Genomic DNA, 25323 nt, shown 5'->3' on the forward strand with positions numbered 1-25323 from the left:
CTTTTTTATTGGCTTATTTTCGGCGCTTTGCCTGCCGATCGATAAGCTCCCCCTGCAGGGAGTAGTAGCGGCTGGGCCAGATTTCATGCGGTGCAACGCCAATCGCTTCAGCAATCAGCCATTCGCCCTTAGGCCAGGGGCGAATTAACGCATTCCCCAACGTAGTGGAACACAAGCCCGCCGCACGGGATACGGCGGCTAATGACGTCCCTCTCTTGCGTAAGGCAGCAATAATATCGGCCTGATGCCAGTCCTGTTTGCTTTCACCCACGTCACTCTCCTTAGTTCTCGTTATAGGTTGCCATAACGATACTACGTTACTCGTAGTATCTGACAAGCAGTAAATCTACGATTCTCGTAGCTATGAAACCGACCTCTTCCCTGCAAAATACCTTCTGCCGACGCCTGAAACAGGCACGTCTGGTGAAGGGTTTTTCGCAAAAAGGGTTAGGGATTGCCGCTGGTATTGAAGAGTTTTCCGCCAGTGCGCGCATCAATCGTTATGAAGTCGGTGTGCATCAGCCCGATTTACTGACGCTGCAACTGCTGGCGAAAGCGCTGGAGATTCCTGCGGCCTACTTTCTTGCAGAAGATGACCAGTTAGCCGAGATGATTCTGCGCTTTGCTGAAGAGGTGAGTGGCAACGTGCAATAACGCACGTTGCACCCGGTTTACGCGGTGGCCACGCGGAATTGCGCCATCGATTCCTGCAACTGCTGTGACTGCGCTTCCAGCGACTGCGTGGCGGCACTGGCTTCTTCCACCAGCGCGGCGTTTTGCTGCGCGGCTTCATCCATTTGCGTCACCGCCTGATTCACCTGTTCAATCCCGCGGCTCTGCTCTTCCGAGGCAATAGAGATCTCTTTCATCAGTGAGGTGACACGCATCACTTCGCTGGAGATTTCATCCATGGTTTCACCGGCGCGTGTCGCCATGTCGCTGCCCTCTTTGACGCGCGTTTGTGATTCGCTGATCAACTCACGAATCTCTTTGGCGGCGGTAGCACTGCGACCGGCCAGCGTACGCACTTCGTTGGCGACCACAGCAAAGCCACGGCCCTGCTCGCCAGCACGCGCGGCTTCCACTGAGGCGTTCAGCGCGAGGATATTAGTCTGGAAGGCGATACCATCAATCACGCTGAGGATGTCGCCGATGCGGTTAGAGCTTTGGGTGATCTCCTGCATCTTCTCCATCACGTAACCCACCACCTCTGCGCCACGCTCGGCGCTGGTCGACACATTGCTGGCCAGCTGATTGGCCTGCTGAGCGTTACTGGCGTTAAGACGGACGGTGGCGGTCAGCTGCTCCATGCTGGCGGCAGTTTGCTCCAGCGAAGCGGCAGACTCTTCGGTACGCTGCGACAGATGCACCGTGCCCGCCGCCAGTTCACGGCTGCCCACATCAATCTGCATGCTGGCTTCACGCACCTGACTCACCGAATCACGCAGCGCCAGCTGCATATCGGAAAGGGCTTGATTCAGGCGACCAATTTCATTTTTACCTGCGGCAGGTAAAGGCTGCGAGAGATCGCCCGCCGCAATCTGTTCCAGATGTACGATTGCGTTGTCCAGAGGACGCAGCAGCGAGCGACGCAACAACTGCCAGGCCAGTACAATCAGCACCAGTGTCAGTACCATCACCACGCCAATCATCACCTTCATCCGGACTTCGTTGTCAGCCGCCTGCTTGAGGCGTGCCGCAGAGACTTCATCGGCGTAAATACTGAAATCATTTACCGCCTTCGAATAGTTTGCTGCCAGCTGTGATTGTTTGCCTTCCAGCACCTGATAGTACTCATCGGTGTACTGTTTTTTTAAGGCATCCATCATGGGCGTGATGCCTTCTTTATCGTAGACGCTGTAGGTCGCCACAATCGCATCGGCCAGAGTTTTACCATGCGCTGTTACAGTGCCCGCATCGACAAACGCCTGCAGCAATTTGTGTGAGCTGTCCACTGCAGCCTGCGCCTGCTGTGTGACTTTGGCGCCATCATCCAATAGGCCAATCTCGATTTTGCGCACCGCCAATGCCGCGTTAGCACGTGCGCGCATCAGCTCAGAGCGGCTCTGATACAACTTGTTCAGCTCAATCCCCTGAATGCGGTTCAGCGCGTCCAGAGATTGATTTCCAGCATTAATGGCATAGATGCCCATGGCGCTGACGGCTAACAGCATCACCGTCATGATGGCCAACAACGCAAGTAAAGCGGTACGTATTGATAGTTGTCTGATCATGATCATTCCCGTGTGTATGAAAAGGCAGAACTCCACTGGCCCTAAAACGGAGAGATTATCGGCAGCTGATCGCAGAAACTTTATCCAATGTTGATGGTCAATCTGCCGACGTTCGCTTACCCTTCAGCTTTTCTGAAGTCCGCTGCGCAAAAATGAAGGAATGAAATGATGAAAAAGTGGCTCCCGATTGCCTGTTTGTTCGCCAGTAGTATGGCTATGGCACAGACGCATCCGCTCGACCAGCAGCTGCAGCAGTGTCTGGACAAGGAATCCAGCACCGCAGGCATGTCCCAGTGCTACGGCAGCGCCAATAAGGCCTGGGATAAAGAGATGAATACGCAGTACAACCAGGTGATGAAAAAATTAACTGGCGAACCTAAAGACAAATTACGAGCTGCCCAGCGCGCGTGGCTGGCCTATCGCGACAGTTGGATGGAAGCCAGCCGCAGCTACTTCCTCAGCAGCCAGGGCAGCATGGCAGCGCTTTCTGTTGGGGCGCAGGGGGTAAATCTGGTGCGGAATCAGGCTCTGATGTTGCAATCAATGAACAAAGGCAGTTGCGCCAATCCCGATGATTGTTGATAAATGGTGGCGTTAAAAAAACGTCAGCGCAGGCACTGACCTGCGCACCCATCCATCTTCAGGGAGAAATCATGGCTGCTTATGCCTCTACCATCATTCTGGTCTGCCTCGCCGTCCTGAGCTATTTCGTTCATAACAGTGCCGTTACCATTTCCATTCTGATCCTGCTCGCCATCAAGCTGACACCGCTGTCGCAGTTCTTCCCGTATGTGGAAAAACAGGGCATTCAGATCGGTATTATTATTCTAACCGTCGCGGTGATGGCGCCACTGGCGAGTGGGACGTTGCCCGCTTCATCCTTGCTGAAGTCATTTGCTAACTGGCAATCGATCGTGGCGATTATCGTCGGGGTGTTTGTTGCCTGGCTGGGCGGGCGCGGCGTAAGTTTTATGAGCGTGCAGCCTTCAGTGATTGGTGGATTGTTGATCGGTACCGTGATTGGCGTGGCCTTTTTCCGTGGTGTGCCGGTCGGACCACTGATTGCTGCAGGGATTGTCTCGCTGTTTGTCACCGCGAAGTAGGCCGTTGGAGCATTCCGAAACGCCAAAAAGGGGGCATACTTTCAGAGTCAGTTGGCTATAATAGCCGTCACTCAACATATGACCAATGAAGGAAAGCCAGATGAGTTTGAACCAGGTGCCTGCAGGTAAAGAACTGCCAGAAGATATCTATGTCGTTATCGAGATCCCAGCCAATGCTGATCCGATCAAATATGAAGTGGACAAAGAGTCTGGCGCCCTGTTTGTAGACCGTTTCATGTCTACCGCCATGTTCTATCCGTGCAACTACGGTTACATCAACCACACCCTGTCTCTGGATGGTGATCCGGTTGACGTGCTGGTACCAACCCCGTATCCGCTGGTGCCGGGCTCAGTGATTCGCTGCCGTCCCGTTGGCGTGCTGAAAATGACCGACGAGTCTGGCGAAGATGCCAAGCTGGTTGCGGTTCCGCACACCAAACTGAGCAAAGAATACGATCACATCAAAGATGTGAACGACCTGCCAGAACTGCTGAAAGCGCAGATCACCCACTTCTTTGAGCACTACAAAGATCTGGAAAAAGGCAAATGGGTTAAAGTTGATGGCTGGGACAACGCTGAAGCGGCCAAAGCTGAAATCATCTCTTCTTACGAGCGCGCACAGAAGAAATAATCTTATCTGCCTCGCAAGCATAAAAAAACACCGTCCTATGGACGGTGTTTTTATTTATGCCTCGGGTGCGTCGTCGCGCTTTAGCCAGTCACCGCTCGCAATGCGGGTACGACCCGCAATCGAACGCTGATAGACATACAGCCAGGCACTGCCGTAAGGCGTCTGGATGAGTTGGCGTTTGTATTCGCCATTCTTGGTGCGCAAGGCATCAAGTTCGCCAAGCGTGCTGGCGTCGATGCGATACACTTCGCAGAAGACGGTTCCCTGATCTTCAACGACGCCCGGATAGTGACCCAGATTGTAGAGCGCAAACCCCTCAATCTGATGGTCGCCGAGCCATTGCGCATTCGTCATCCAGTGACTGTTTCCCTGTTTGCGCCGTAAACTGCCGTAGACAATTATTCGCATTGCTAAAACTCAAACTGATAGAGCAAATCCAGTGCCTGATCGAGACCGGACACGGCTTCCAAATAGAGTTTGGGCATCAGGCGGTAACGCAAGGTTAACGTCGCCAGTGAATCAAATATGCCAACACCGTATTTTACTTGTAGACCCGGCAGCACATAACCACTCACCTGCACCTGCTGGCTGTCGCCCACACCGGTGGTATCAAGTGCGAGGTTACTGACGCCGAATGTCTCGCCGATTTTACCCATAACCTGACCAATTTGTGCAACCCCTAACCCCACAAGTGCTGAAGTTAATGCATTACTGTCGCCATCGCTGCTGAGTCCCTGACCGCGTAATAAGTAAGAAAGCGCTTCCTGCTGCGACATGGCGGGGTCAGAGAACACCTCGACTTTCGGCTCATCGGCCAGGCCGGTGACGCGAATACCGGCGGTGACATCATCTTCGGTGGCTTCCGGGTTACGTATCGCTTCAAGGTTGACGTACGGCTGATCTGGCGGCCCGGCAAACTGTAGCTCGCCTTTACGCACAATCAAATCCTGCCCGTAAGCGTGGAAGCGGCCATCAGGAATATTGATCTGTCCGTTTAAGCCCAGACCGGTTTTATCCTGCACCAGTTTAAGATCGCCATTCAGCTTGGCTTTCAGACCAAAGGCTGACAGCCGTACATCGTTACCGACGTGGATCACCAGGTTACTGTTGATCGGAATGGCGGCGGTCTTCGGCTGAATCGGCTTGAGATCTTTATCCAGCATCACCTCATCCGAGGAGACGCCAGTGGCGCTTTCTGGTACTTCCTGCACCGTAATACGCGCCCACGGAATATCGACCTTACCATCCAGATTAAACGCGGCTGGCGTGGCTTCAAACACCAGGTCTGGCGAAACATCCATACGCACCATCGGCGGCACGGTGACGCGAATACGGTTGCCCTGCGCAGTGATACGCGCTCGCCAGTTATCCAGCTGGCTCCAGTCGGCATTGCCGCCCAGATTGAGGTTGCCCTGCGTCGTCTGCAACAGACCGTTAAGCGTCGAGCTCATGCCATTGAACACCATGTTCAGATTGGCGGAGGTGAGTGTGACCGGCATAAAGCTGGCCTGCACGTTGACATCGCTCAATCCCAACTGGCCAAACACCTGCGGCTGTTGCAGTGTGCCGCCCAGACGCAGGTTACTGTTGAGATTGCCTTTGATCTTCTCGCCCTGCATCAACGCCGGGTTGAACATCGCCAGCGACAGATTGCTGATGCCGATGTTGCCGGACAGCTGGCGACGGGTTTGCGGATCGGCAATCTGCACGTTACCGCTCAGCTGGCCGTTGTTGACGATGTGAATCAGCCAGTCGAGTTGGGCACGACCGTTGCGCATCGCGGCATTCAGGTTAAGCGTGTCAAAGGCGATCGGCAGCGTGTTGCCCTGCACGTCTTGTTCGACTTTCACGCCGTTTCCTTTCAGCGATACGGTACCGGTTGGCAGCGCGCCGTCGGCGGTCCAGTTCACACGCGCATCGCCACTGAATACGCCATTAAGCTTGGTCGCATCGGTGAGGAAAGGTTTGATCATCGCCAAATCGAAGCGGTTCAGCACCACATGGGCATGACCGCTGGCCCCTGCTTCAATCGGCTCCGGTACACACAGTTGCGCATTCGGATTTTGCCAGCAGTGCGGACCGATGGTGGCTGTCTGCTTAGTGTTGAGGTAATCAATCGCCATCGCACGCGTCAGACGCCATTCGCCGACCGGGGTATCAAAGTGCGTGTTGTTGAGATTACCCTGCCAGCGTTCGGTTTTGCGATCAAAGCTGCCGTTGAGTGCCAACTGACCGGAGACCGGTTCGCCTTCCACGTTCAGCTTGAGCTGATGCTGCTTCTCGTTGCCGTCAGCGTTCAGCGTCAGCAGATTGATTTTCAGTGCGTCCTGTTGCAGTTGCTCGACGCGCAGTTGCAGCTTACCGGCGATCTGATCGCTGGATTTCACATCGCCTTCCAGCGCCACACGACGGATCTGCAATTGCTGCCAGCGCAAGCCGGTTGCGGTGAGATCGGCCAGCAGCTGCGGTGCCTGTAAGGTACCACGCGCTTTTACCGTCCCTTTCGCCACACCGCCGAGTCCTGGCAGTGCGTTATCCAGATGCGGTGCATCGATATTGGCATCCAGGTTGAGCGTGTCGCCCAGTTCACCTTTCACGTCCAGATGGTTACGGCCCAACGCGAGGTTGATACCCGGGATTTTCCACTGGTTATAGCTGTTGCCGGTCAGTGAGCCATTGGCGCTGACGGCGTTCTGCTTCACGTTCCCTTTCAGCTCCAGCTGTGGCACGCTCAGCTGCCAGCTTCCGCCGTACAGGCTGCCACGCGTGGCGATTTTGCCGTCGAGTTTGGCAGGCCAGTCCGGGTACTGTTTGGCGGTGTTGATGCCGGAGAGCGTCAATTCGCTGCGCCAGCTAATGGCTTTGCTCCAGTCCACCAGCGCGGTTAAATCAACGTTACCCTGCAGTGCCGCCACGCGCAGCTTGTCCAGGCTGAACTGCTGCACGTTGCCTTTGCCATCAAGTGAAATGGTCGCCGGTGGCACGGCTTCGCCTTTCACAGCGGTGCGCAGTGACATCACATAATCAGTGGCTTTGCCTTTGAACTGATAATCGAGGTTATCCGCCTGATACTGCACCGGGCCGGTCAGCGGCCAGCGCAATTCCGGGCTGGTGAGTTTCAGTGACAGTGGCAGCCCCGCCACCGCCGGTTGCGCGGCGGCATCCAGCTGTGCGCGCACCGGGCCAGAGAGATTCAGCCCCAGCTTCAGCTCTTCACGCATCGCCCCGCTGAGATTCATTTTGATCTTCTCGCCCTTGATCGGATCGAGATTTAACGATCCGCTGAGCGCGAAATTCACCGGCCAGTTATCCGCCAGCTGCGCATCACCGCTGGCGTTCAACTGCCCTTGCGGTGAATCGATGTCAAAGGTTTCTAACTGAAGATGGCGGTCAGCGGTTTTGGCTTTCAGCAACAGACGGGTAATCGACACATCGGTATCGCCGGTCAAGCGCAGCTGTTCGCCGAGCAGCTCCTGTACGGTGATATCCAAAGGCAGCTGGAAGTCAGGCAGTTCGGGTAAAAGCGGTTTAGCGAACATCTCTTGCAGCGTTTCACCCAAGGGTTTCTCATCCGGCTGCGGCTGTTGCACTTTCGGCTGCACCACTTGCTCATCAACCACTTTCGCCGCCTTCGGCAGCGCAATCAGCAGACTTTGAATATGCGTTGGGGTTAACGTCAACGCGCGCCCCTGCCAGTTAAGGCCGGTGGTGAAGTCCAGCAGCGAGATGGACGTGTCATCCACTTTGACATTGATGTTATGCAGGCCGATCTTGCTGAGCGTAATCGAATACGGCGTGGTCAGGTTGGTGCTACCGCTCTCTTCCTGCGGCGGGGGCGCAGCGGCCGGGGCCATTTTCTTGCTGTCGACCACCACACTCACATCCTGCAAACCGATGTCATTCACGCACACCGACGAGTGCAGCAGGCAGTTAAGATTGAGCGCCAGATGGAAGCGTCCAGCATCCACGCTCACGCCCGGCATCTCATACTTCACACCACTCAGCGTCAGATCGCGCCAGCCGCCTTCGACTTTGTTGATCGATAAACCGGGTACCCAGCGATCGGCACCTTTCAGCACCAGATGCAATCCGGGTGTGGTGCCAATCAGAAACGCCACACTGCCAAACAGCACCACCAGAAAAATACCGAATCCAATCAGGACCTTTTTCCACAGCTTCATAGTTCAGGCCCCAGTCCTACATAGAATTGCAAACCATGTTCCTTGTCATCGCCAATCGGCCGCGCGATATCAAATTTGATTGGCCCGACCGGAGAAGCCCAACGCACGCCAACACCGGCACCAGTTTTAAAATCACTCTGTTTGATGTCATTTACCGCTTCACCGGAATCAACAAACACCGCGCCCCACCACTTGCCGGTCACGTTGTATTGATACTCCAGCGAGCCGGTGGCCATTTTGGAGGCACCGGTCAGCTTGCCGTCGCTATCACGTGGGGAGACATCTTTGTATTTATAGCCGCGAATACTGCGGTCGCCCCCGGCGAAGAAGCGCAGGTCTGGTGGGACTTTGTCAAAATCGTTGGTTTCGATCCAGCCAAGGTTACCGCGTACTACAAAGCGATTTTTCTCGCCCAGCATGCGGATCCAGACGTTTTGCGCCTGCAGGATCAGGAAGTCGACATCCGATCCCCAGGTAGTATCGGAGACATCGACGGAATAACGCTGCGAGTCGCCCCAGGTTGGCATCAAGCCACCGCGCGAACGCGTGCGGCTCAAACTCACGCCTGGATAGAGCAGCATGGTGGTGTTGGTGACACTGCCTTGGGTGAAGTGATCGAGGCTCCACTTCAGGTTAACCGCGCGCTGCCAGCCGGAGCTGCTGTCCCAGTTACGCGAAACGCCCAGCGTGGTGGTGTCCGCTTTGGTGTCGTTGAGATCGGTACGCTTCAAACCACCCGAGAAGGTGTAATACTGCTCCAGCGGGCTTTTCAGCAAGGGCACTTTATAGCTGAGATCGAGCTGTTGTTCAGGCGCGGAAATATAGGAACTGGCAGTCAGGCTATGACCGCTGCTGTTAATCCACGGTTTTTTCCACGTGCCTTTCAGGCGCGGGCCGACGTCGGTGGAATAGCCCACACCGGCTTCGATGGTATTCTCAACCCGTGGCGATACCGCCGCATTGAGCGGCAGCACTTTGGTCTGACGACCTTTGTCGAATTCAGGAGCCACGACCACCGAGTTAAACCAGCCCGTGGCGGATAAACGACGGTTTAATTCCGCCAGATCGCGCGAGCTGTAAGGGTCGCCCTTTTTGAACGGCACCAGATTACGCAGATAGGCTTCGTTGATTTGCGAGCCCTGGAAACTGACATCGCCAAAACGGTAGCGCGGGCCACTGTCGTAGTCGATATCCCAGAATGCTTCGCGTCTTTCGACCGAAACGCCAAGCTGGCTTTGCTTAAAGTCACCGTCGAAGTAACCATTACGCAGTGCCAGGCTGGAGAAGCCATTTTTAAATTTGTCGTATTCGCCGTGATTGAGTTGGGTGCCAACTTTCGGCGTGCCCTGCTTCACCCAGGCTTTATAATCATCATCGTTTTTCGCCGCCCCTTCGACCACAATGTGGCTGCCACCGATCTTCACCGGTTCACCCGGTTTGACGTGGGCGATCAGCACCGGTCTGCCACCCTGCGGCGGTGCGGGACGCGACTCAAAATCGATTTCCGGTTCGTAATAACCGAGTGCCCGCAAACCTTCTTTAATTGCCTGTGAAACACGCGCCTGGAAGCGCCCATCGCTCGACACTTCGTCAGTACCAATGGTGGACAAGCGTGCCCTGACGTTCTTTTGTAAATCCCCGGTTAGCCCTTCAAGCTGCAAGCGCACTTTCGCTGCCTCAACGGCAGGTGCAGCAAGCAACAGGCTGGCCAAACAATAAATATGCAATCGCGGCACGCGTACTCCTGTTAATAATGCCTGCCCCTTATTCCGCAGGGGCGTTATTTCTCATCGGAGGCTATCACCACCACTCGCTTACCCATCAGCATAGCCGCTCTTTTTGGCGGATGGCTGAGGAAAAATGGTCACTAAGCCAAATCATTTCCTATTGTCGGTAAATGGGGGGATCGATACAACACCGAAGCCGCACTTCTGCGATAGAGAGGGGCGCACTCGGATTATTCCGACCTCCTTGTGCGCGCCTCTGGCGGCGGCATAAGCGCTGCTGCTATAATCAGCACCCAGCAGGCATGACCTGCTTTCCTTTCTGCCCCGACGTTAACGTTCCTTGTCGAAATGGCGCAGACATTTTTGGCACGGATAGCTCTGTATGACAGGTGAATACTGGATGTTCTCCTGCGCTGCCCAGGCCAAAAATGACAAGTGATTAACCCAACGGATCTTTTATGCTCGATAGCTTACTTGTCATTCTTTTACTGATTGTGATCAGTTCATTCTTTTCTCTTTCTGAGATCTCGCTGGCGGCTGCCCGTAAGATCAAACTTAAACTGCTCGCCGATGAAGGCAACATCAATGCGCAGCGCGTGCTGAAAATGCAGGAACAGCCTGGCATGTTCTTCACCGTGGTGCAGATTGGCCTCAATGCCGTGGCCATCCTCGGTGGTATTGTCGGTGATGCCGCGTTTTCCCCCGCCTTCAGCAGTTTATTTAGCCGCTTTATGGCCCCTGAACTGGCCGATCAGCTCAGCTTTATCTGTTCCTTCACCGTCGTCACCAGCCTGTTTATTTTGTTTGCCGATTTAACGCCGAAGCGCGTGGGGATGATCGCGCCAGAAGCGGTGGCGCTGCGCATCATCAATCCGATGCGCTTCTGCTTGCTGGTGATGCGCCCGCTGGTGTGGCTGTTTAACGGGCTGGCCAACGTGTTTTTCCGCATCTTCAAGCTGCCGATGGTGCGTAAAGACGACATCACCTCCGACGATATTTACGCGGTGGTGGAAGCCGGTGCGCTGGCTGGCGTGCTGCGTAAACAGGAACACGAACTGATCGAAAACGTGTTTGAGCTGGAATCGCGTACCGTGCCGTCTTCGATGACGTCACGCGAGAACGTGGTGTGGTTTGATCTGCACGAAGATGAAAACAGCCTCAAAACCAAAATCGCCCAGCATCCGCACTCTAAATTCCTGGTGTGTGATGGCGACATTGACCATATCGTCGGCTATGTCGATTCCAAAGAGTTGCTGCTGCGCGTGCTGGGCAATCAAAGCCTGACCCTGAGCAGCGGCGTGCAGATTCGCTCTGCGCTGATTGTGCCGGACACGTTAACGCTCTCTGAAGCGCTGGAAAGCTTTAAAACTGCGGGCGAAGACTTCGCGGTCATCATGAACGAATACGCGTTGGTGGTGGGGATCATTACCCTCAACGACGTGATGACCACGCTGATGGGTGATTTGGTCGGCCAGGGTCAGGAAGAGCAGATTGTGGCGCGTGATGAGAACTCATGGCTGGTTGAAGGCGGCACACCGATTGATGACGTGATGCGTGTGCTGGATATCGATGATTTCCCACAGTCCGGCAACTATGAAACCATTGGTGGTTTCATGATGTACATGCTGCGCAAAATCCCGAAACGCACCGATTTCGTCAAGTTCTCAGGTTACAAGTTTGAAGTGGTGGATATCGACAGTTATCGCATCGACCAGCTGCTGGTGACGCGTATTGACGATCGTCCGCCGGTGCTGAGTGTGACGAAGAGCGCCACTGATGAGCTGGAGTCGCCATAGTACCGGGCGGCAGAAAAAAACAAGGCGCGATTTCTCGCGCCGCTACTGAGGGCGCCGGATTGCATGGCGCCCTTTCTTTTTACTGCTTAGTTGTACTCGGCTTGCAAACGCAGAACCTGGCGGTTGATCTCGGACATCACGCTAAGGTGCTGTTTATCTTTGACGCGGGGCAACATCACTTTGCCTTTATCGAACTCAAACGCGCCAACATCCTTGATATACAACCTTCCTTTAAAAAGCGTTTTTACGTATTTCGCAATTTGCAGCGGATTATAGCGCTGGAAGATTTTCATACTGTCTAACTCCTGAACAGATGTACTACGCTTCGTCGCTGCCAAATCCGGTACGAACCCATGAAGCGCAAATGAGGCATAACTATAGAACACCAAACGTTACGTATGTTCCGAAAAGGTGAATTTTTTACTGAATTGACACATTATTACAGAACACTCTGTTATGACGTTCACAAAACCCAGTATAAACCTTCACTCATTAAGGAATTGTGGCGTGGGTTGCAAAGCTGTTAACTCATCGCGACAGGCGCATCATCCACACCTAATATTGCAAAAACATGAATAACTGGTCGGATCACTAAGGAGCATCACCATGCGTTTGGCACACTCAGTCTTAGCACTGGCACTGCTGGTTCCCAGCCTTGTCTCAGCTCATGCTTTTAAGATCGGCGATCGTGTTCCGCCAGTAGGCGTGAGCGACAGGGGCGAACTGCTTTATCAACAAGATAAGTTTAGCTACCAACCGTGGAATAGCGCGCAGCTGAGTGGAAAAGTGCGTGTCATCTTACATATTGCCGGGCGTTCTTCGGCTAAAGAACAGAATGCCGCGCTGATTGAAGCGATAAAAGCGGCAAAATTCCCGCATGACCGTTATCAGACCACCACCATTGTGAACACTGACGATGCGATTCCTGGCACGGGGATGTTTGTGCGCAGCAGTATTGAGAGCAACAAGCAGCAATATCCGTGGTCGCAGTTTATTGTCGACAGCAATGGCAACGTGCGTAAAGTCTGGCAGCTGGAAAAAGGCGGTTCAACGATTGTGGTGCTGGATAAGACCGGGCATGTGCGTTACGCCAAAGAGGGTGCACTTACGCAGGATGAAGTGCAGCAGGCGATGAAACTGATCCGTGAGCTGTTGCAGTAAAAACAGTGGTCGCCATCAAGGTACGACCCTATGTTGCCCGACTACACGTCCACCTCATCCCGCATATTAAAAGCACAACGACTGGCTGGGATTTGTTAACTGATTGGGATATTTACGGCGAAAATGCAGGATGATCTTCCATTGCTCATCGCGGACTTTTACAGGGAAAATACCGGGTAGCATTGTTAAAGGGTGCGCAGTGATGCGCACCCGCAATTAAAACAGCGAAACGCGGAACCCCGGATTCAGGAAAGATTCGCGCGGCGTGTAGTCCAGGGTTTTGCCCTGCCAGTCATGTACGTGGGCACCCGCCGCAATGGCCACCGCGTGACCCGCTCCGGTATCCCAAATGTTCGTTGGCCCAAAGCGTGGATACAGTTGCGCTTTGCCTTCCGCCACCAGACAAAATTTCAGCGAAGAGCCAATCGCCGTGGTTTGATGTTCGCCTAACTGCGTCAGATACTCTTTCAGCTCTTCATCTTTATCTGCATGCGAACGGCTGACCACCACCAGCAGTGGACGCGCCTCGCGCACCTGAATCTGCGTTTTATGGCCGCCCTCTTCTTTCCAGGCCTTGCCTTCAGCTGCCGAATACATCACACCCAGCGCGGGCGCATAGACGACACCTAATACCGGCTTGCCGTTTTCAATCAAGGCAATATTGACGGTAAATTCGCCATTGCGCTTGATAAACTCTTTGGTGCCATCCAGTGGGTCAACCAGCCAATATTTTTTCCAGTTCTGACGCACAGACCAGCTCGGCGGATCTTCCTCTGATAATACCGGCACTTCTGGGGAGAGCGCGGCAAGCCCTTCCACGATGACTTTGTGCGCCGCGAGATCGGCAGCCGTCACCGGCGAATCATCCGACTTGCTCGTCACATCCATCGGCTGCTCACCCGCATAAACATGCATAATGGCATCACCCGCTTCACGCGCCAGTTGGCTAATTTTATCTAACATTCTTCACCTCTTTTCCGCTGATTCTGCCTGTCAGACATCAACAGCTCACCTCAACACATTTTAGCAGTTGTGTTCCCATGCTTTGCGGCTGAACTGTCTGAAACGGCAATCTATATGATTATCAATACCATAGTTCATAGATGGCGGCTATGGCGCGATGCTGATTCCCTTTTCACCACGCGACTGCGGCAGTTAAGGCTTAAAAGTCCGAGCTTCATCACAAATTGAAATGATAATTCGTCATTGTTTTACATTATTTTGAGAGGCCCATTCGAACGAACAAGGAGCAAGCGATGTTCAAAGCGAGCATGTCGTTATTGGCGCTGTGTGTATCTGCTGCAACGGTACAGGCTGCTACCGTGGATCTGCGCATTCTGGAAACCACCGATCTGCACAGTAATATGATGGATTTCGATTACTACAAAGATACGCCAACCGAGAAATTTGGTCTGGTGCGCACCGCCACGCTGATTCAGCAGGCGCGCGCGGAAGCGAAAAACAGTGTGCTGGTTGATAACGGCGACATTATTCAGGGCAGCCCGCTGGGCGATTACATGGCGGCTAAGGGGCTGAAAAAAGGGGATGTGCATCCAGTATATAAAGCGATGAACACGCTGGATTACGCAGTGGGCAACTTAGGCAATCACGAATTCAATTACGGCTTACCCTATCTGCAGAAGGCGATTGCCGGCGCGCGTTTCCCCTATGTGAATGCCAATATTATCGATGAAAAGAGCGGAAAACCGCTGTTTGCCCCCTACTTAATCAAAGAAACCACCGTTACCGACCGCAGCGGCAGCGCGCACCGCTTAAAAATTGGCTACATCGGCTTCGTTCCACCACAGATTATGGTGTGGGATCGCAACAATCTGCAGGGTAAGGTGCGTGTTGATGACATCACGGAAACAGCGAAGCGCTATGTGCCGGAAATGCGCGCAAAAGGTGCTGAAATAATCATCGCTATTCCGCACTCAGGTTTAAGCAGTGAGCCTTATCACGCCATGGCGGAGAATTCGGTCTACTACCTCAGCCAGGTGCCGGGCATTAGCGCCATTATGTTTGGTCACGCGCATGCGGTATTCCCCAGTAAAGAGTTCGCGGCCATTCAGGGCGCTGACATCGCACAGGGCACGCTGAACGGTGTTCCGGCAGTGATGCCCGGCATGTGGGGCGATCATCTCGGCGTGGTCGATTTGGTGCTGAATAATGAAGGCGGGAAATGGCAGGTCACCCAGGGTAAAGCTGAAGCACGGCCCATTTACGATCCGGTTGCCAAAAAAGCACTGGCAGCAGAAGACGCCGATCTGGTGAAAGTGCTGGAGCCTGATCATCGTGCCACGCGTGAGTTCGTTGCTAAGCCGATCGGTAAATCGGCTGATGTGATGTACAGCTATCTGTCGCTGGTGCAGGACGATCCTACCGTACAGATCGTCAATAATGCGCAGCGCGCCTATGTTGAGCACTTTATTCAGGGCGATCCCGATCTCGGTCGCCTGCCAGTGCTTTCCGCTGCCGCACCGTTTAAAGCCGGTGGCCGTAAAAACGATCCTGCCAGCTACACCGAAGTGGAGAAAGGTGAGCTGACTTTCCGTAACGCCGCCGATCTTTATCTCTATCCCAATACGCTGGTGGTGATGAAAGTGACGGGTGCGCAGGTGAAGGAGTGGCTGGAATGCTCGGCCGCGCAGTTTAATCAGATCGATCCACACACCCGAAAACCGCAAGCACTGATTAACTGGGATTTTCGTACCTACAATTTCGATGTGATTGACGGCGTGGATTATCAAATTGATGTCACGCAACCTGCGCGCTACGACGGTGAATGTACGTTGATTAATAAAGACGCTTCACGCATTAAAGATTTGACGTGGCAAGGTAAGCCCATCGATCCCAACGCGGTATTCCTGGTCGCCACCAACAACTATCGCGCCTATGGCGGTAAATTTGCCGGCACCGGCGATAAATATGTGGCATTTGCCTCACCGGATGAGAACCGTTCAGTGGTCGCGGCTTATATCAGTAGCGAAACCAAAGCACACGGCGAAGTGAAACCGCAGGCCGATCACAACTGGCGTTTAGCGCCGATTCACAGTGATACGCCGCTGGATATTCGCTTTGAAACCGCACCAGGCGAGAAAGCCACGCAGTTTATTGAGAAGTACGCAGATTATCCGATGAAAGCGGTGGGCAGTGACGAGATTGGTTTTGCGATTTGGCAGGTAGATTTGCAGAAGCAGTAACAGGCTATAGCCGGGCTGCCAAATGAATGGAAGGCACCCGGCTTTGATGCATAACCGCGAGCACAATAATTCCCTGGTGCATTACCTGGTAATAAATCATATGGCTAACAAAGGGAAAACTGAGTACGCCTTCGGCAAGATCGGACGTTCTGCTGATCCCCATGGCTGGGAGTTCAGACAGCGTGTGTAATGTGCGCTGCAAACGCCTCAAGTATTGATGAGACTGCGCTTCGCCCCAGTGCTGTAAGGTGAACTGACGAATATCGACAAGATCCTGCCGCGCTTCATCCGTGAGCTGAAATTTGGCCATTTAATCCAGTAATTGATTGAAAAATGTTTCACCATCGGTCAGTCGTCCGTTGGCAACGTCTTCTCTGGCTCGGGCAATTTTTTCCTGTAAAAACTGCTGCTTCATGAGTTCAATTGCCTGAAACTCTTCAGCAGATATGACAACGGCGACAGGTTTTCCGTTCCGACTGATTTGTACCGGTTCACGCTGAGCTTTGAGAAGCATATCCCCAAATTGCGTTTTAGCTTCGTTGGCAGAGAGTAAATACATTTCGCACCTTCCGCTTGAATCGTTCGATTCGCTCATTGTATTAGCCAATCGGGTAAAGATCAGCCAGATTTACAAACAAAAAAACCGGCATTTATGCCGGTTTCAATGAATTGCTGAATGATTACAGAATTTCCAGCAGCTCGACTTCGAACACCAATGTGCTGAATGGCGGGATGGATGCACCTGCACCGCGCTCGCCGTAGGCGAGGTTTTGTGGAATCACTAATTCCCACTTAGAACCCACTGGCATTAGGGTCAGCGCTTCAATCCAGCCAGCGATAACGCCGCTTACCGGGAATTCAGCCGGTTCGCCACGTGCCACTGAGCTATCAAACACCGTACCGTCGATCAGTTTGCCTGTGTAGTGCACACGGACACGATCCTGACGTGATGGAATCGGGCCATCACCTTGAGCGATTACGCTGAACTGCAGACCAGATTCCGTGCTGCTCACGCCTTCACGCTGCGCATTCTGCTCCAGGAATTTATGGCCTTCAGCCGCCATGGCTTCCACACGCTCACGACGTACGCCTTCTGCACGTTCGTGCACTTCACGCAGCGCGCGATGTACCACATCAACAGGCACAGCCGGTGAGTTCCCTTCCAACGCATCGCGCAGACCCGCGAGCAGTGCTTCCGGCTGCAGACCCTGCAGTCCAGATTCCTGCAGCTGCTGGCCGACCTGTAAACCGATACCGTAACTTGCTTGTGATTCGACGCTGTCGAATGAAGGGGTGGTCATCTTGATTCCTTAATCCCGGAGAAAATAGAAACGGCAGCATAACAGCGCAGGCGGCTGGCGTAAAATCTGCAGCGCCGCAGATGACATTTCTCAGCGAAAGAGAAACAATACGCAGGTCAAATTTTTCAATGCTGGCAGGCACTTCGTGCCCGCATTGCCCATACTATAGCTGTGGCAACGTTTTCGTCGTACAGCGCTAAGAAAGAGAGAATACATGGGCCAGATTGCCCCACGACGCCGCAGGACGCGCGCACCGCGTGCTGTTACTTTATCGAGGTTGCAACGTTGGCTGCCGCAATTTCCGAGCAAGGCCGCCAGCGAGGAGGATTCACGAATGGCTTCTGATACCCCTTCCCGCGTTCCCGCCGTGCTGCTGCGCGTCTGGCATCTGCTGGATGATGTGCGCTGGATGAACCCACTGCCGGCCTTCCATCGCCGTGGCATTGTGATTGCCTTGCTGGTTCTGCTATTGGCGTTTCTCTGGCCGAGCAGTACGCCGCAATATCCGATTGAGCGCCCGGCAGATAACAGCAGCAAAGAGGTGCCGTTGCAGGCGGAGATTTACGACAACAAGCAGCCGCAGAACACCCAACCGAAAACCGATTCTCAGGGTGAGTGGCACAACTTTACCGTGGCATCAGGTCAGACGCTGGCACAGCTGTTCCGCGACAATAATCTGCCGGTCAATGATGTGTTCGCCATGGCACGCGTTGAGGGCGACGATCAGCCTCTTAGCGCACTGAAGAATGGACAACAGGTGAAGATTCGTCAGAACGCGCAAGGCGTGGTGACAGGATTAACGGTGGATGGCAGCAACGGCCCGGTGCTGTTTACCCGTCAGCCCGACGGCAGCTTTATCCGCGCCCAGTAAATCGCAGAAACAAAAACGCCGGCACAGGGCCGGCGTTTTCGCGTTACCGAGTATACTCGTCATACTTCAAGTTGCTGATGCGTTGGCTTCGCTCATTCACCTCAGTCACTTACCTAAGTAAGCTCCTGAGATTCATTCCCTTGCCGCCTTCCCGCACCTTGAATTATTTAGAGTAGATTACTCAGCCACTACATTCACAACCAGTTTAGCGAACACTTCGCTATGAACCTGGAAGTCAACTTCGTGCTCACCGGTAGAACGCAGAACGCCGTTTGGCAGACGCACTTCGCTCTTAGCCACTTCAACGCCAGCTGCAGTCACTGCATCAGCGATGTCGCGAGTACCGATTGAACCGAACAGTTTACCTTCGTCGCCTGATTTAGACGCGATGGTAACGGTGCCCAGTGCGTTGATTTTCTCTGCACGTGCGTTAGCAGCAGCCAGAACGTCAGCCAGTTTGGCTTCCAGTTCAGCGCGACGTGTTTCGAAGAACTCAACGTTTTTCTTGGTAGCAGGAACAGCTTTACCCTGTGGAACCAGGAAGTTACGAGCGTAGCCCGCTTTAACGTTAACCTGATCACCCAGGCTGCCCAGGTTTGCTACTTTATCAAGCAGAATAACTTGCATTACCTTATCCTCTTAAAGTCGTTAATGGACAACTACCAATTACTGATGACGATCAGTGTATGGCAGCAGGGACAGGTAGCGAGCGCGCTTGATGCAACGAGCGAGCTGACGCTGGTATTTTGCACGAGTACCGGTAATACGGCTCGGGACAATTTTACCGCTTTCGGTAATGTAGTTTTTCAGTGTAGCGATATCTTTGTAATCAATCTCTACAACGCCTTCCGCGGTGAAACGGCAGAATTTGCGACGACGGAAATAACGTGCCATTTGGCTAGTCTCCAGAATCTATCAATTCAATCTGCTCGGCATGTAACACCATTCTGCTCTGACCATTGCGTGCCTGATGGCAGCTAATGAAACCTTCGAGAACGAGTTGCGTACCGACCGTTATATGTTGAGTAATCACCTGATGGGTGCTGCCGCTGATAATCACCGGCATCTGACACCAGGCTTGCCGGTGAAAACCGGCTTCCTCCTGCACAGAACGGTGCTCAAGCACGAACTGGCAGTGAGGAATCCCTGACGGACTGACTTTTCGAACTGGCGTCTTGCACACAGTGCCTGACAGGCGCAGTCGATTTGCCGTCATGTCGGATTACTCTTCAGAATCCCCAGCATCTGAGTCATCTGATGATTCGTTAGCGAAGTCTTCGCGACGATCACGACGCTCATCTTTCGCTTTAACCATCGGAGATGCTTCAGTTACCGCGTGCTTAACGCGCATAACCATGCTGCGGATAACGGCGTCGTTGAAGCGGAAGTTAGTTTCCAGCTCGTCAATCACTTCCTGCGGTGCTTCTACGTTCAGCAGAACATAGTGAGCTTTGTGCAGTTTGTTGATTGGGTAAGCCAGCTGACGGCGGCCCCAGTCTTCCAGACGGTGAATCGTGCCCTGTGCACCGGTGATAGCACCAGTGTAACGCTCGATCATACCTGGAACCTGTTCGCTCTGGTCAGGATGGACCATAAATACGATTTCGTAATGACGCATCGATAGCTCCTTACGGATTATTCAGCCTCCTGTCGGGGTCAGCTGCGGCCCATGGAAGCAAGGAACGTTATAGGTTGTGAATCATTTAAATGAAACACACCTCTGAATGCAGCTGAAAAATTGACGCGTAATCATACTGGCGTCCCCCTGGAAACTCAAGCGCACAATTCATCAAATCCCTTGGGTCATGCCAGTTAAGCGCACCTTTTGTGCTAAGGATTAAGATTCAGCAGGTTAGCGAAGGTTTGTTCAAAATCGCTGATGGAGGCGTTCAACAGGGCGATCTGGCATCAATGTGGCGAAGAACTAAACTATTTACAGGCGCAACGGGTTGGCTTATTCGCGGCGTCTGAGAGTGCAATCCCTGGAGTGAGGAGTCGAATATGAAAACCATCATTTTCGCCACTTTACTGGGTCTCTTCCTGTCTCCACCCGCTTTCGCCAGCTCCGCTGACTACGCGCAGCAGATGAGAAGTAACAGCAGCAATGCGGCTTCAGGCTATGTCTATGTCAACCGGCTGGATACGCCTGGCAGCAACCCAGTCAGTGCGAATACCAGTGCAGCAGATCGTCTGTCTTCACAGTTGTAAAATCGGATGACGTAACGGGCTGGCATCTTTGCCAGCCCGAGTTGTTTCTACAGCTGATGCTTGAAAAAACTCACCAGTGCAGTCAGGGCTGAAGGCGTGATTTTGTGGCCGATTTGCTTTTCCGACAGGTAAGTCATTTTTTCATTCAACGCGGCTTCACGCAGCGCTTTCTCCAGCCGGACGGTTTCAGCGAACGGCACCACCTCATCGGCTTCACCGTGCCATAACAGCAGCGGGCGATTGGCCAGTTTATCCAGTTGCTGGCTGGGGTCGTAAGGTGCCAGCGGTGCGAGGCGGGCGGCTAGCGTCTCTTTCTGCTCTGGCGTGCGCGCCACCAGCGGTGGGAACAACGTATGGCTGAGCTGCATAAAGTAACCGGAGCCCATCATACAAGCGACGCTATGAATCTGCGGATAGCGCACCATCGCGCCCAATGCGGTCATGCCGCCCATCGAAGCACCAGCCACCGCAAAGCGCTCATCGGCAATCAAATCTTTCTCACGCAGCGCCGCTTCTAACAGCGGTACTTCGTCGATGTTCTGTTTGAGGATCTCCCAGAAGTGCGTCATACGCGTTTCAGTATCCCCGTTGTAGCGCGCTCCGTGCATATCGGCATCCGGCATCACTACGCGAAACCCAGCCTGCGCTAGCGCCACCGCGAAGTAGCTGTAGACTTCTTTGGATGAGGTAAATCCGTGGTAAAACAGGATGGTGGGTAAACGTGCCTGCCGCTGTCCTGCGGGAGCCGCATGAATACACTCAATACCTGCCAGGTTTTCCGTTGCCAACTCAATCATACCGCCTCCGTTGAGAATGATTATCACCCGTCACAGTGTAAGCGCTGAGCGGCAAAACGCGAGCGACTTCACATTTAATCAGAATAATTTCTGTACTAAACCTTTTGCCGCAATTGCCGTTGATCTTGTACCCCTCCAACAATCATCAAATAGGTACTTTATGAAGCGTCTCTCTCTCAGCGCCATGGGTCTCGGCATTAAACTGTCTGTATTGACGTCTTTAAGCGTGGCAATTGTGCTGTTTACCCTGACCTTAACCCTGAGCCATAACGCGGCTCGCCAACTGGAACAGCTGGCGACCGATGATATGCAGAATCAGGTGCTGGGCATTAATGAAATGGCCACCATGTTTAACGCCACGTTGTCTGAAGAAGTGGCGAACTACACCAAACTGTTCCAGAGTTTCCTGCCCAAGCGCTTTAGCCGTGATGAGAATGAGCGTATTCAGGTCGGCGAACTTAGCACGCCAACCCTGCGCGCGGGGCTGAAAACCCTCAATCTGGATCAAATCGCGGTGGATGATTTTCTCGATCGTACCGGTGCAGTGTCGACCATCTTTGTGCGTGATGGTGAAGACTATGTTCGTATTGCCACCTCGCTGAAAAAAGAGGATGGCAATCGCGCCATTGGCACCCGACTTGACCGCAGCAGCGCAGCCTGGCGCAGCGTTAATCAGGGCGAAGTCTATCGCGGGCTGGCCACGCTGTTTGGCCATCGCTATATCACTCAGTATCAGCCGGTACAGGATGAGAGCGGCGCGGTGATCGCCATTCTGTTTGTCGGCGTGCAGATCGATGCGCAATATGCCCTGATGCGCGACAAAGTGCTGGCACGCCATCTCGGCGACAGCGGCACCTTCTTTGTACTCAACGGCGCCCCCGGCAGCACGCAAGGACAGTATCTGTTTGATCGTCAATCCGAAGGCAAGCTGCCGAGCTGGGATCAGTCTGTCCAGCAACAGCTGTTAACCCAGTCCAAAGGGTTGCTGAGTATTCAACTGGATGGCGAGACTAAGCTGCTGGCGTGGCAGCAGCTGCCGGGCTGGAACTGGATTATCGCTGGCGAAGTGAGTCGCGCCAGCCTGCTGACACCGATTACCCAGAGCCGTAACCTGTTTATCGTCATTGGGCTTGCCCTGGTCATCGCTTTCGCCGTGGGCTTCATCTGGTATAGCCGACGCGCCATTACGCGCCCGTTGCAGCAGGTGATTCATCTGGCAGAGCAGTATGCGGCCGGTAATTTGCAGGCGCATCTGGATTCCACCCGCCGTGATGAAATTGGTCAACTGGTCGCGGCCATAAACGGTATCGGCGATGGACTGGAAAAAGTGGTGAGTCAGGTTCGTCATGCGGCACGCGATATCAGCCGTGGCACTGACACTATCGCCGCCAGCAGCTCCAGCATCAGCGAACAGATCAATCGTCAGGCGAGTAGCGTGGAAGAGACCTCTGCCAGCATGGAGCAGTTTGGTGCCACCGTGGCGCAAACTGCGGCCAACGTCCGCCAGGCGATGGCGCTGGTCGGTGAGGCGGCCAGCACCGTCAATCATGGCGGCAGTACGGTGGCACGCTCGGTCGAAACTATGGCGGAGATCCGCGTGGCTTCACAAAGCATCGCTGATATCACCCATGTGATTGAATCCATTGCTTTTCAGACCAATATTCTGGCGCTGAACGCGGCAGTGGAAGCGGCGCGTGCCGGTGAGCATGGCAAAGGCTTTGCCGTGGTCGCAGCGGAAGTCCGCGCGCTGGCGCAACGCAGTGCCAATGCGGCTAAAGAGATCGATAACTTGATCGCCACCTCCATCGATAAAGTCGCGGCCGGCCATGCGCTGTCCGAGCAAACGCGCGATGCAATGCAGCATATTGTTAGCCATATTGACCAGGTGAAAACGCTGATGGGCGAAATCAATATCGCAGCACAGGAACAGGCGGCGGGCATTGGTCAGGTGAATCTGGCGATGAATCATATTGGCCAGGCGACGCACCAAAGCAGCGATATGGTTACCCAATCGGAAACCACAGCGCAGACGTTGAGCCAGCAGGGTCATCATTTAACCCAGCTGGTGAGTGTTTTTCATTTGAAAGACTGATGTGAACGGGGAAGATGGCCTAAACTGGAGCCATCTTCCTTATCAGGAGCGTATTATGCGTCGCTTTTTACTGGTGTTGAGCCTGTTACTAACCGGTTGTGCCGCGTTTAAAACCACACCGGAAGCCCCACCGCCGCCGACCAGCCACGCGCAGGAAATCAGCCGCGCGCAAAGCTATGGCTTGCGCAAACTGGGCAATATCACGGTCTCCACCCGTGGCTCACCGGATGATGCCGAGCGCGCATTAGCCGCACGAGCGAATCAGGCGGGCGCGGTTTACTACCAAATCCTGATGCTGGATGAAACCACACTGCCTGGCTTTTGGTACGGCACCGCCATTCTCTATGGCGCGCCGTCAGCCAGTGCTGGCTCGCAGCAGTAAGCGCGTGCTGAGATCGTCACTCAGCGAACGTCGCCCCCGCATATCCAGGCGTTGATCGCACCAGCCATCGGCCAACGGCGGTTCAGCCACTTTCAACAGAATCGCCGCGCTCGCCAGTTGTAACAGTTCCTGCGTCACCTCGCGCGCCATACCTTCTCGCACATGGTTAAGCTGCAGCCTTAACTGGCGCCAGCGACGATCAAAGTGGCGATTGCTGCCTTTTACCGCTTCAAATTCATCGTTAAGCATGGTCATCACATCGGCCTGGCGACCCAGCACGCGGAGCACGTCGAGGCACATCACGTTACCTGAGCCTTCCCAAATGCTGTTGACTGGCATCTCGCGGTACAGACGTGGCAGTTCACTCTCTTCGCAGTAGCCGATACCGCCCAGCACCTCCATCGACTCTGCCACAAACGGTATGCCGGCTTTGCAAATGCCAAACTTGGCGGCGGGCGTGAATAACCGTGCGTACAAACGTTCGTGCTCGCTGGCAGGCGTGGACCATGCGCGTGCTAATCGCATCAGTAGCGCGGTTTGCCCTTCCAGCTGCAAGGCCTGCTGCGCCAGCACGGTGCGCATTAGCGGTTGATCGCTAAGGTTTTTGCCCATCACCTGACGCTGCTGCGCATGATGCAGGGCAATCGATAAGGCGCGGCGCATCAAGCCATGGCTGCCCAGCGCGCAATCAAAGCGCGTCATGCCGCCCATCTTTAAGATCAGCCGCACGCCATCGCCCTCTTCGCCCATCAGCCAGCCAATCGCATCCTGGAATTCCACCTCGGCGCTGGCGTTGGATCGGTTGCCGAGCTTGTCCTTCAGGCGCTCAATGCGAATCGCGTTGCGCGTGCCATCAGGCAGCAGACGCGGCAGAAAGAAACAGCTCAGCCCTTGCGAAGTCTGCGCCAGAATGAGATGCGCATCGCTTTGCGGCACAGAGAAAAACCATTTGTGACCGGTGATGCGATAAGGTTCACCCGTACCGCGTGACCCAATGGGTTCCGCGCGCGTGCTATTGCTGAGCACATCGGTTCCGCCCTGCTTCTCGGTCATGCCCATGCCAATCAACAGGCCGCGCTTTTTATTGCCCGGCTGATGATGCGCATCGTAGCGATCGCTCAGCAGCGCTTCGCGCCAATCAGCGTAGGCTTCCGGCAGATGGTTTTGCAGTAGCGGAATGGCGGCGTGCGTCATGGTGACCGGGCAGAGTGAACCCGCTTCGACCTGAGCATGCAGAATAAAGCGCGCGGCACGCGCTACCATCGCATTAGGCTGAACATCGGGCTGCCAGCTGAGGTTGTGCAAGCGGCTGGCGCATAATCCCTGCATGAGCAGATGCCAGGCGGGATGAAAGCGCACTTCGTCCAGCCGCTCACCGCGTGCGTCATAGCGCTGTAGCTCAGGCGGTTGGGTATTCGCCAGCCGACCTAATTCCAGCGATTCAGCGCTGCCGAGTTGCAGTCCAACAGAAGCCAGCCATTCGCGATCCCAGCCTGCACCTTCGCGCACGACGGCCTCGCACAAGGCGATATCGCGGGTGAATAAATTGCTATGACTAAGAGGATGGGGCTGATTGAAAACGCTGTGGGTTGTCCAGGTCATAATGTGGCATCTCCCTCATAAAACGCATGGTTCA

27 protein-coding genes are annotated in these 25323 nt (G+C 54.1%); 11 read left to right on the top strand and 16 right to left on the bottom strand.

Going from position 1 to position 25323, the window contains the following annotated elements; genetic code table 11:
- Positions 1-13: 13 nt before the first annotated feature.
- Positions 14-271: a helix-turn-helix transcriptional regulator gene (locus IAE30_RS13155; protein WP_200536584.1), complete on the bottom strand. Its 258-nt coding sequence runs from the start codon at positions 269-271 to the stop codon at positions 14-16.
- A 92-nt stretch (positions 272-363) separates the two neighbouring features.
- On the opposite strand from IAE30_RS13155, the gene IAE30_RS13160 reads away from it, so the two are divergent.
- Positions 364-654 carry a helix-turn-helix domain-containing protein gene (locus IAE30_RS13160; RefSeq protein ID WP_038644481.1) on the top strand — a complete coding sequence of 97 codons (291 nt, stop codon included), beginning with the start codon at positions 364-366 and terminating at the stop codon, positions 652-654.
- Between the two features lie 17 nt (positions 655-671).
- On the opposite strand, the gene IAE30_RS13165 is transcribed toward IAE30_RS13160, so the two are convergent.
- On the bottom strand, positions 672-2231 hold the full coding sequence (locus IAE30_RS13165; RefSeq protein ID WP_200679982.1) for a methyl-accepting chemotaxis protein: 1560 nt from the start codon (positions 2229-2231) through the stop codon (positions 672-674).
- A 171-nt stretch (positions 2232-2402) separates the two neighbouring features.
- Here IAE30_RS13165 and IAE30_RS13170 point away from each other — a divergent pair, with 171 nt between their 5' ends.
- The 3 genes from IAE30_RS13170 (at position 2403) to ppa (ending at position 3968) form a co-directional block, all read left to right on the top strand.
- Positions 2403-2816 (top strand): lysozyme inhibitor LprI family protein, encoded by a 414-nt coding sequence (locus tag IAE30_RS13170; RefSeq protein WP_045816555.1) that lies wholly within the window; start codon positions 2403-2405, stop codon positions 2814-2816.
- A gap of 71 nt (positions 2817-2887) precedes the next feature.
- A complete protein-coding gene (locus IAE30_RS13175; RefSeq protein WP_038644476.1) occupies positions 2888-3337 on the top strand; it encodes a DUF441 domain-containing protein in 450 nt (149 codons plus the stop codon).
- Between the two features lie 100 nt (positions 3338-3437).
- Positions 3438-3968 (top strand): inorganic diphosphatase, encoded by a 531-nt coding sequence (ppa, locus tag IAE30_RS13180; RefSeq protein ID WP_034829250.1) that lies wholly within the window; start codon positions 3438-3440, stop codon positions 3966-3968.
- A gap of 54 nt (positions 3969-4022) precedes the next feature.
- Here the strand turns inward: ppa and IAE30_RS13185 are convergent, their stop codons facing one another.
- From IAE30_RS13185 to IAE30_RS13195, 3 genes are read right to left on the bottom strand one after another with little or no spacing between them, the layout of a single operon-like run.
- Positions 4023-4376 carry a gamma-glutamylcyclotransferase gene (locus tag IAE30_RS13185; protein ID WP_200536583.1) on the bottom strand — a complete coding sequence of 118 codons (354 nt, stop codon included), beginning with the start codon at positions 4374-4376 and terminating at the stop codon, positions 4023-4025.
- Positions 4377-4378: 2 nt separating this feature from the next.
- Positions 4379-8149 carry a translocation/assembly module TamB domain-containing protein gene (locus IAE30_RS13190; protein ID WP_200679937.1) on the bottom strand — a complete coding sequence of 1257 codons (3771 nt, stop codon included), beginning with the start codon at positions 8147-8149 and terminating at the stop codon, positions 4379-4381.
- Positions 8146-9885 (bottom strand): autotransporter assembly complex family protein, encoded by a 1740-nt coding sequence (locus tag IAE30_RS13195; RefSeq protein WP_038644462.1) that lies wholly within the window; start codon positions 9883-9885, stop codon positions 8146-8148. Before IAE30_RS13195 ends, IAE30_RS13190 begins: the two co-directional genes overlap by 4 nt.
- Before the next feature lie 449 nt (positions 9886-10334).
- Here IAE30_RS13195 and IAE30_RS13200 point away from each other — a divergent pair, with 449 nt between their 5' ends.
- Positions 10335-11672: a hemolysin family protein gene (locus tag IAE30_RS13200; protein WP_034829259.1), complete on the top strand. Its 1338-nt coding sequence runs from the start codon at positions 10335-10337 to the stop codon at positions 11670-11672.
- Between the two features lie 86 nt (positions 11673-11758).
- Here the strand turns inward: IAE30_RS13200 and IAE30_RS13205 are convergent, their stop codons facing one another.
- Positions 11759-11965 carry a DUF1107 domain-containing protein gene (locus IAE30_RS13205; RefSeq protein WP_031280153.1) on the bottom strand — a complete coding sequence of 69 codons (207 nt, stop codon included), beginning with the start codon at positions 11963-11965 and terminating at the stop codon, positions 11759-11761.
- A 313-nt stretch (positions 11966-12278) separates the two neighbouring features.
- Between IAE30_RS13205 and IAE30_RS13210 the strand changes: the two genes are divergently transcribed.
- A complete protein-coding gene (locus IAE30_RS13210) occupies positions 12279-12833 on the top strand; it encodes a YtfJ family protein (RefSeq protein ID WP_052059346.1) in 555 nt (184 codons plus the stop codon).
- A gap of 216 nt (positions 12834-13049) precedes the next feature.
- Here IAE30_RS13210 and cysQ read toward each other — a convergent pair whose 3' ends face one another.
- Positions 13050-13796 carry a 3'(2'),5'-bisphosphate nucleotidase CysQ gene (cysQ, locus tag IAE30_RS13215; protein ID WP_038644453.1) on the bottom strand — a complete coding sequence of 249 codons (747 nt, stop codon included), beginning with the start codon at positions 13794-13796 and terminating at the stop codon, positions 13050-13052.
- Positions 13797-14089: 293 nt separating this feature from the next.
- On the opposite strand from cysQ, the gene IAE30_RS13220 reads away from it, so the two are divergent.
- Entirely contained in the window at positions 14090-16036 is a 1947-nt protein-coding gene (locus tag IAE30_RS13220) for a bifunctional 2',3'-cyclic-nucleotide 2'-phosphodiesterase/3'-nucleotidase (RefSeq protein WP_200679939.1), read from the top strand.
- A gap of 4 nt (positions 16037-16040) precedes the next feature.
- Here the strand turns inward: IAE30_RS13220 and IAE30_RS13225 are convergent, their stop codons facing one another.
- From IAE30_RS13225 to fklB, 3 genes are all read right to left on the bottom strand, one after another.
- Complete coding sequence (locus IAE30_RS13225; protein WP_200679940.1) at positions 16041-16346, bottom strand: type II toxin-antitoxin system RelE/ParE family toxin; 306 nt, start codon at positions 16344-16346, stop codon at positions 16041-16043.
- Positions 16347-16595, bottom strand: coding sequence for a type II toxin-antitoxin system Phd/YefM family antitoxin (locus IAE30_RS13230; protein ID WP_038644444.1), 249 nt, complete (start codon positions 16593-16595; stop codon positions 16347-16349).
- Positions 16596-16716: 121 nt separating this feature from the next.
- Entirely contained in the window at positions 16717-17337 is a 621-nt protein-coding gene (gene fklB / locus IAE30_RS13235; protein ID WP_038644441.1) for an FKBP-type peptidyl-prolyl cis-trans isomerase, read from the bottom strand.
- Between the two features lie 214 nt (positions 17338-17551).
- On the opposite strand from fklB, the gene IAE30_RS13240 reads away from it, so the two are divergent.
- Positions 17552-18208 (top strand): LysM-like peptidoglycan-binding domain-containing protein, encoded by a 657-nt coding sequence (locus IAE30_RS13240; RefSeq protein WP_200679941.1) that lies wholly within the window; start codon positions 17552-17554, stop codon positions 18206-18208.
- A gap of 177 nt (positions 18209-18385) precedes the next feature.
- On the opposite strand, the gene rplI is transcribed toward IAE30_RS13240, so the two are convergent.
- From rplI to rpsF, 4 genes are read right to left on the bottom strand one after another with little or no spacing between them, the layout of a single operon-like run.
- Complete coding sequence (gene rplI / locus IAE30_RS13245; RefSeq protein ID WP_038644435.1) at positions 18386-18835, bottom strand: 50S ribosomal protein L9; 450 nt, start codon at positions 18833-18835, stop codon at positions 18386-18388.
- Positions 18836-18874: 39 nt separating this feature from the next.
- Positions 18875-19102, bottom strand: coding sequence for a 30S ribosomal protein S18 (gene rpsR, locus IAE30_RS13250; protein WP_002210155.1), 228 nt, complete (start codon positions 19100-19102; stop codon positions 18875-18877).
- Between the two features lie 4 nt (positions 19103-19106).
- On the bottom strand, positions 19107-19424 hold the full coding sequence (gene priB / locus IAE30_RS13255; protein WP_034829319.1) for a primosomal replication protein N: 318 nt from the start codon (positions 19422-19424) through the stop codon (positions 19107-19109).
- 6 nt (positions 19425-19430) lie between these two features.
- Entirely contained in the window at positions 19431-19826 is a 396-nt protein-coding gene (gene rpsF / locus IAE30_RS13260) for a 30S ribosomal protein S6 (protein WP_034829324.1), read from the bottom strand.
- A gap of 383 nt (positions 19827-20209) precedes the next feature.
- On the opposite strand from rpsF, the gene IAE30_RS13265 reads away from it, so the two are divergent.
- The gene (locus IAE30_RS13265; protein ID WP_038644432.1) at positions 20210-20416 is read left to right on the top strand and encodes a hypothetical protein; all 207 of its coding nucleotides are present in this window, start codon (positions 20210-20212) and stop codon (positions 20414-20416) included.
- Between the two features lie 47 nt (positions 20417-20463).
- Here IAE30_RS13265 and yjfP read toward each other — a convergent pair whose 3' ends face one another.
- On the bottom strand, positions 20464-21213 hold the full coding sequence (gene yjfP / locus IAE30_RS13270) for an esterase (RefSeq protein WP_200679942.1): 750 nt from the start codon (positions 21211-21213) through the stop codon (positions 20464-20466).
- Positions 21214-21373: 160 nt separating this feature from the next.
- On the opposite strand from yjfP, the gene IAE30_RS13275 reads away from it, so the two are divergent.
- Both IAE30_RS13275 and bsmA read left to right on the top strand, forming a co-directional pair.
- Positions 21374-23305: a methyl-accepting chemotaxis protein gene (locus tag IAE30_RS13275; RefSeq protein WP_200679943.1), complete on the top strand. Its 1932-nt coding sequence runs from the start codon at positions 21374-21376 to the stop codon at positions 23303-23305.
- 55 nt (positions 23306-23360) lie between these two features.
- The gene (gene bsmA / locus IAE30_RS13280) at positions 23361-23687 is read left to right on the top strand and encodes a biofilm peroxide resistance protein BsmA (protein ID WP_038644423.1); all 327 of its coding nucleotides are present in this window, start codon (positions 23361-23363) and stop codon (positions 23685-23687) included.
- On the opposite strand, the gene IAE30_RS13285 is transcribed toward bsmA, so the two are convergent.
- The gene (locus IAE30_RS13285; protein WP_200679944.1) at positions 23661-25289 is read right to left on the bottom strand and encodes an isovaleryl-CoA dehydrogenase; all 1629 of its coding nucleotides are present in this window, start codon (positions 25287-25289) and stop codon (positions 23661-23663) included. The genes bsmA and IAE30_RS13285 overlap by 27 nt on opposite strands.
- Positions 25290-25323 lie beyond the last annotated feature (34 nt).

The organism is Pantoea sp. S61 (assembly GCF_016625145.1).
Classification (GTDB): domain Bacteria; phylum Pseudomonadota; class Gammaproteobacteria; order Enterobacterales; family Enterobacteriaceae; genus Pantoea; species Pantoea rwandensis_B.

What these genes read in the sequence shown, in the direction of transcription:
- IAE30_RS13225 (WP_200679940.1), bottom strand. Translation starts at nt 16,346, where the DNA reads ATGGCCAAATTTCAGCTCACGGATGAAGCGCGGCAGGATCTTGTCGAT.
- IAE30_RS13220 (WP_200679939.1), top strand. Translation starts at nt 14,090, where the DNA reads ATGTTCAAAGCGAGCATGTCGTTATTGGCGCTGTGTGTATCTGCTGCA.
- priB (WP_034829319.1), bottom strand. Translation starts at nt 19,424, where the DNA reads ATGACGGCAAATCGACTGCGCCTGTCAGGCACTGTGTGCAAGACGCCA.
- rpsR (WP_002210155.1), bottom strand. Translation starts at nt 19,102, where the DNA reads ATGGCACGTTATTTCCGTCGTCGCAAATTCTGCCGTTTCACCGCGGAA.
- IAE30_RS13175 (WP_038644476.1), top strand. Translation starts at nt 2,888, where the DNA reads ATGGCTGCTTATGCCTCTACCATCATTCTGGTCTGCCTCGCCGTCCTG.
- IAE30_RS13160 (WP_038644481.1), top strand. Translation starts at nt 364, where the DNA reads ATGAAACCGACCTCTTCCCTGCAAAATACCTTCTGCCGACGCCTGAAA.
- rpsF (WP_034829324.1), bottom strand. Translation starts at nt 19,826, where the DNA reads ATGCGTCATTACGAAATCGTATTTATGGTCCATCCTGACCAGAGCGAA.
- IAE30_RS13285 (WP_200679944.1), bottom strand. Translation starts at nt 25,289, where the DNA reads ATGACCTGGACAACCCACAGCGTTTTCAATCAGCCCCATCCTCTTAGT.
- IAE30_RS13210 (WP_052059346.1), top strand. Translation starts at nt 12,279, where the DNA reads ATGCGTTTGGCACACTCAGTCTTAGCACTGGCACTGCTGGTTCCCAGC.
- IAE30_RS13170 (WP_045816555.1), top strand. Translation starts at nt 2,403, where the DNA reads ATGAAAAAGTGGCTCCCGATTGCCTGTTTGTTCGCCAGTAGTATGGCT.
- IAE30_RS13230 (WP_038644444.1), bottom strand. Translation starts at nt 16,595, where the DNA reads ATGTATTTACTCTCTGCCAACGAAGCTAAAACGCAATTTGGGGATATG.
- yjfP (WP_200679942.1), bottom strand. Translation starts at nt 21,213, where the DNA reads ATGATTGAGTTGGCAACGGAAAACCTGGCAGGTATTGAGTGTATTCAT.
- rplI (WP_038644435.1), bottom strand. Translation starts at nt 18,835, where the DNA reads ATGCAAGTTATTCTGCTTGATAAAGTAGCAAACCTGGGCAGCCTGGGT.
- IAE30_RS13200 (WP_034829259.1), top strand. Translation starts at nt 10,335, where the DNA reads ATGCTCGATAGCTTACTTGTCATTCTTTTACTGATTGTGATCAGTTCA.
- bsmA (WP_038644423.1), top strand. Translation starts at nt 23,361, where the DNA reads ATGCGTCGCTTTTTACTGGTGTTGAGCCTGTTACTAACCGGTTGTGCC.
- IAE30_RS13265 (WP_038644432.1), top strand. Translation starts at nt 20,210, where the DNA reads ATGAAAACCATCATTTTCGCCACTTTACTGGGTCTCTTCCTGTCTCCA.
- IAE30_RS13185 (WP_200536583.1), bottom strand. Translation starts at nt 4,376, where the DNA reads ATGCGAATAATTGTCTACGGCAGTTTACGGCGCAAACAGGGAAACAGT.
- IAE30_RS13275 (WP_200679943.1), top strand. Translation starts at nt 21,374, where the DNA reads ATGAAGCGTCTCTCTCTCAGCGCCATGGGTCTCGGCATTAAACTGTCT.
- ppa (WP_034829250.1), top strand. Translation starts at nt 3,438, where the DNA reads ATGAGTTTGAACCAGGTGCCTGCAGGTAAAGAACTGCCAGAAGATATC.
- IAE30_RS13240 (WP_200679941.1), top strand. Translation starts at nt 17,552, where the DNA reads ATGGGCCAGATTGCCCCACGACGCCGCAGGACGCGCGCACCGCGTGCT.
- IAE30_RS13205 (WP_031280153.1), bottom strand. Translation starts at nt 11,965, where the DNA reads ATGAAAATCTTCCAGCGCTATAATCCGCTGCAAATTGCGAAATACGTA.
- cysQ (WP_038644453.1), bottom strand. Translation starts at nt 13,796, where the DNA reads ATGTTAGATAAAATTAGCCAACTGGCGCGTGAAGCGGGTGATGCCATT.
- fklB (WP_038644441.1), bottom strand. Translation starts at nt 17,337, where the DNA reads ATGACCACCCCTTCATTCGACAGCGTCGAATCACAAGCAAGTTACGGT.
- IAE30_RS13190 (WP_200679937.1), bottom strand. Translation starts at nt 8,149, where the DNA reads ATGAAGCTGTGGAAAAAGGTCCTGATTGGATTCGGTATTTTTCTGGTG.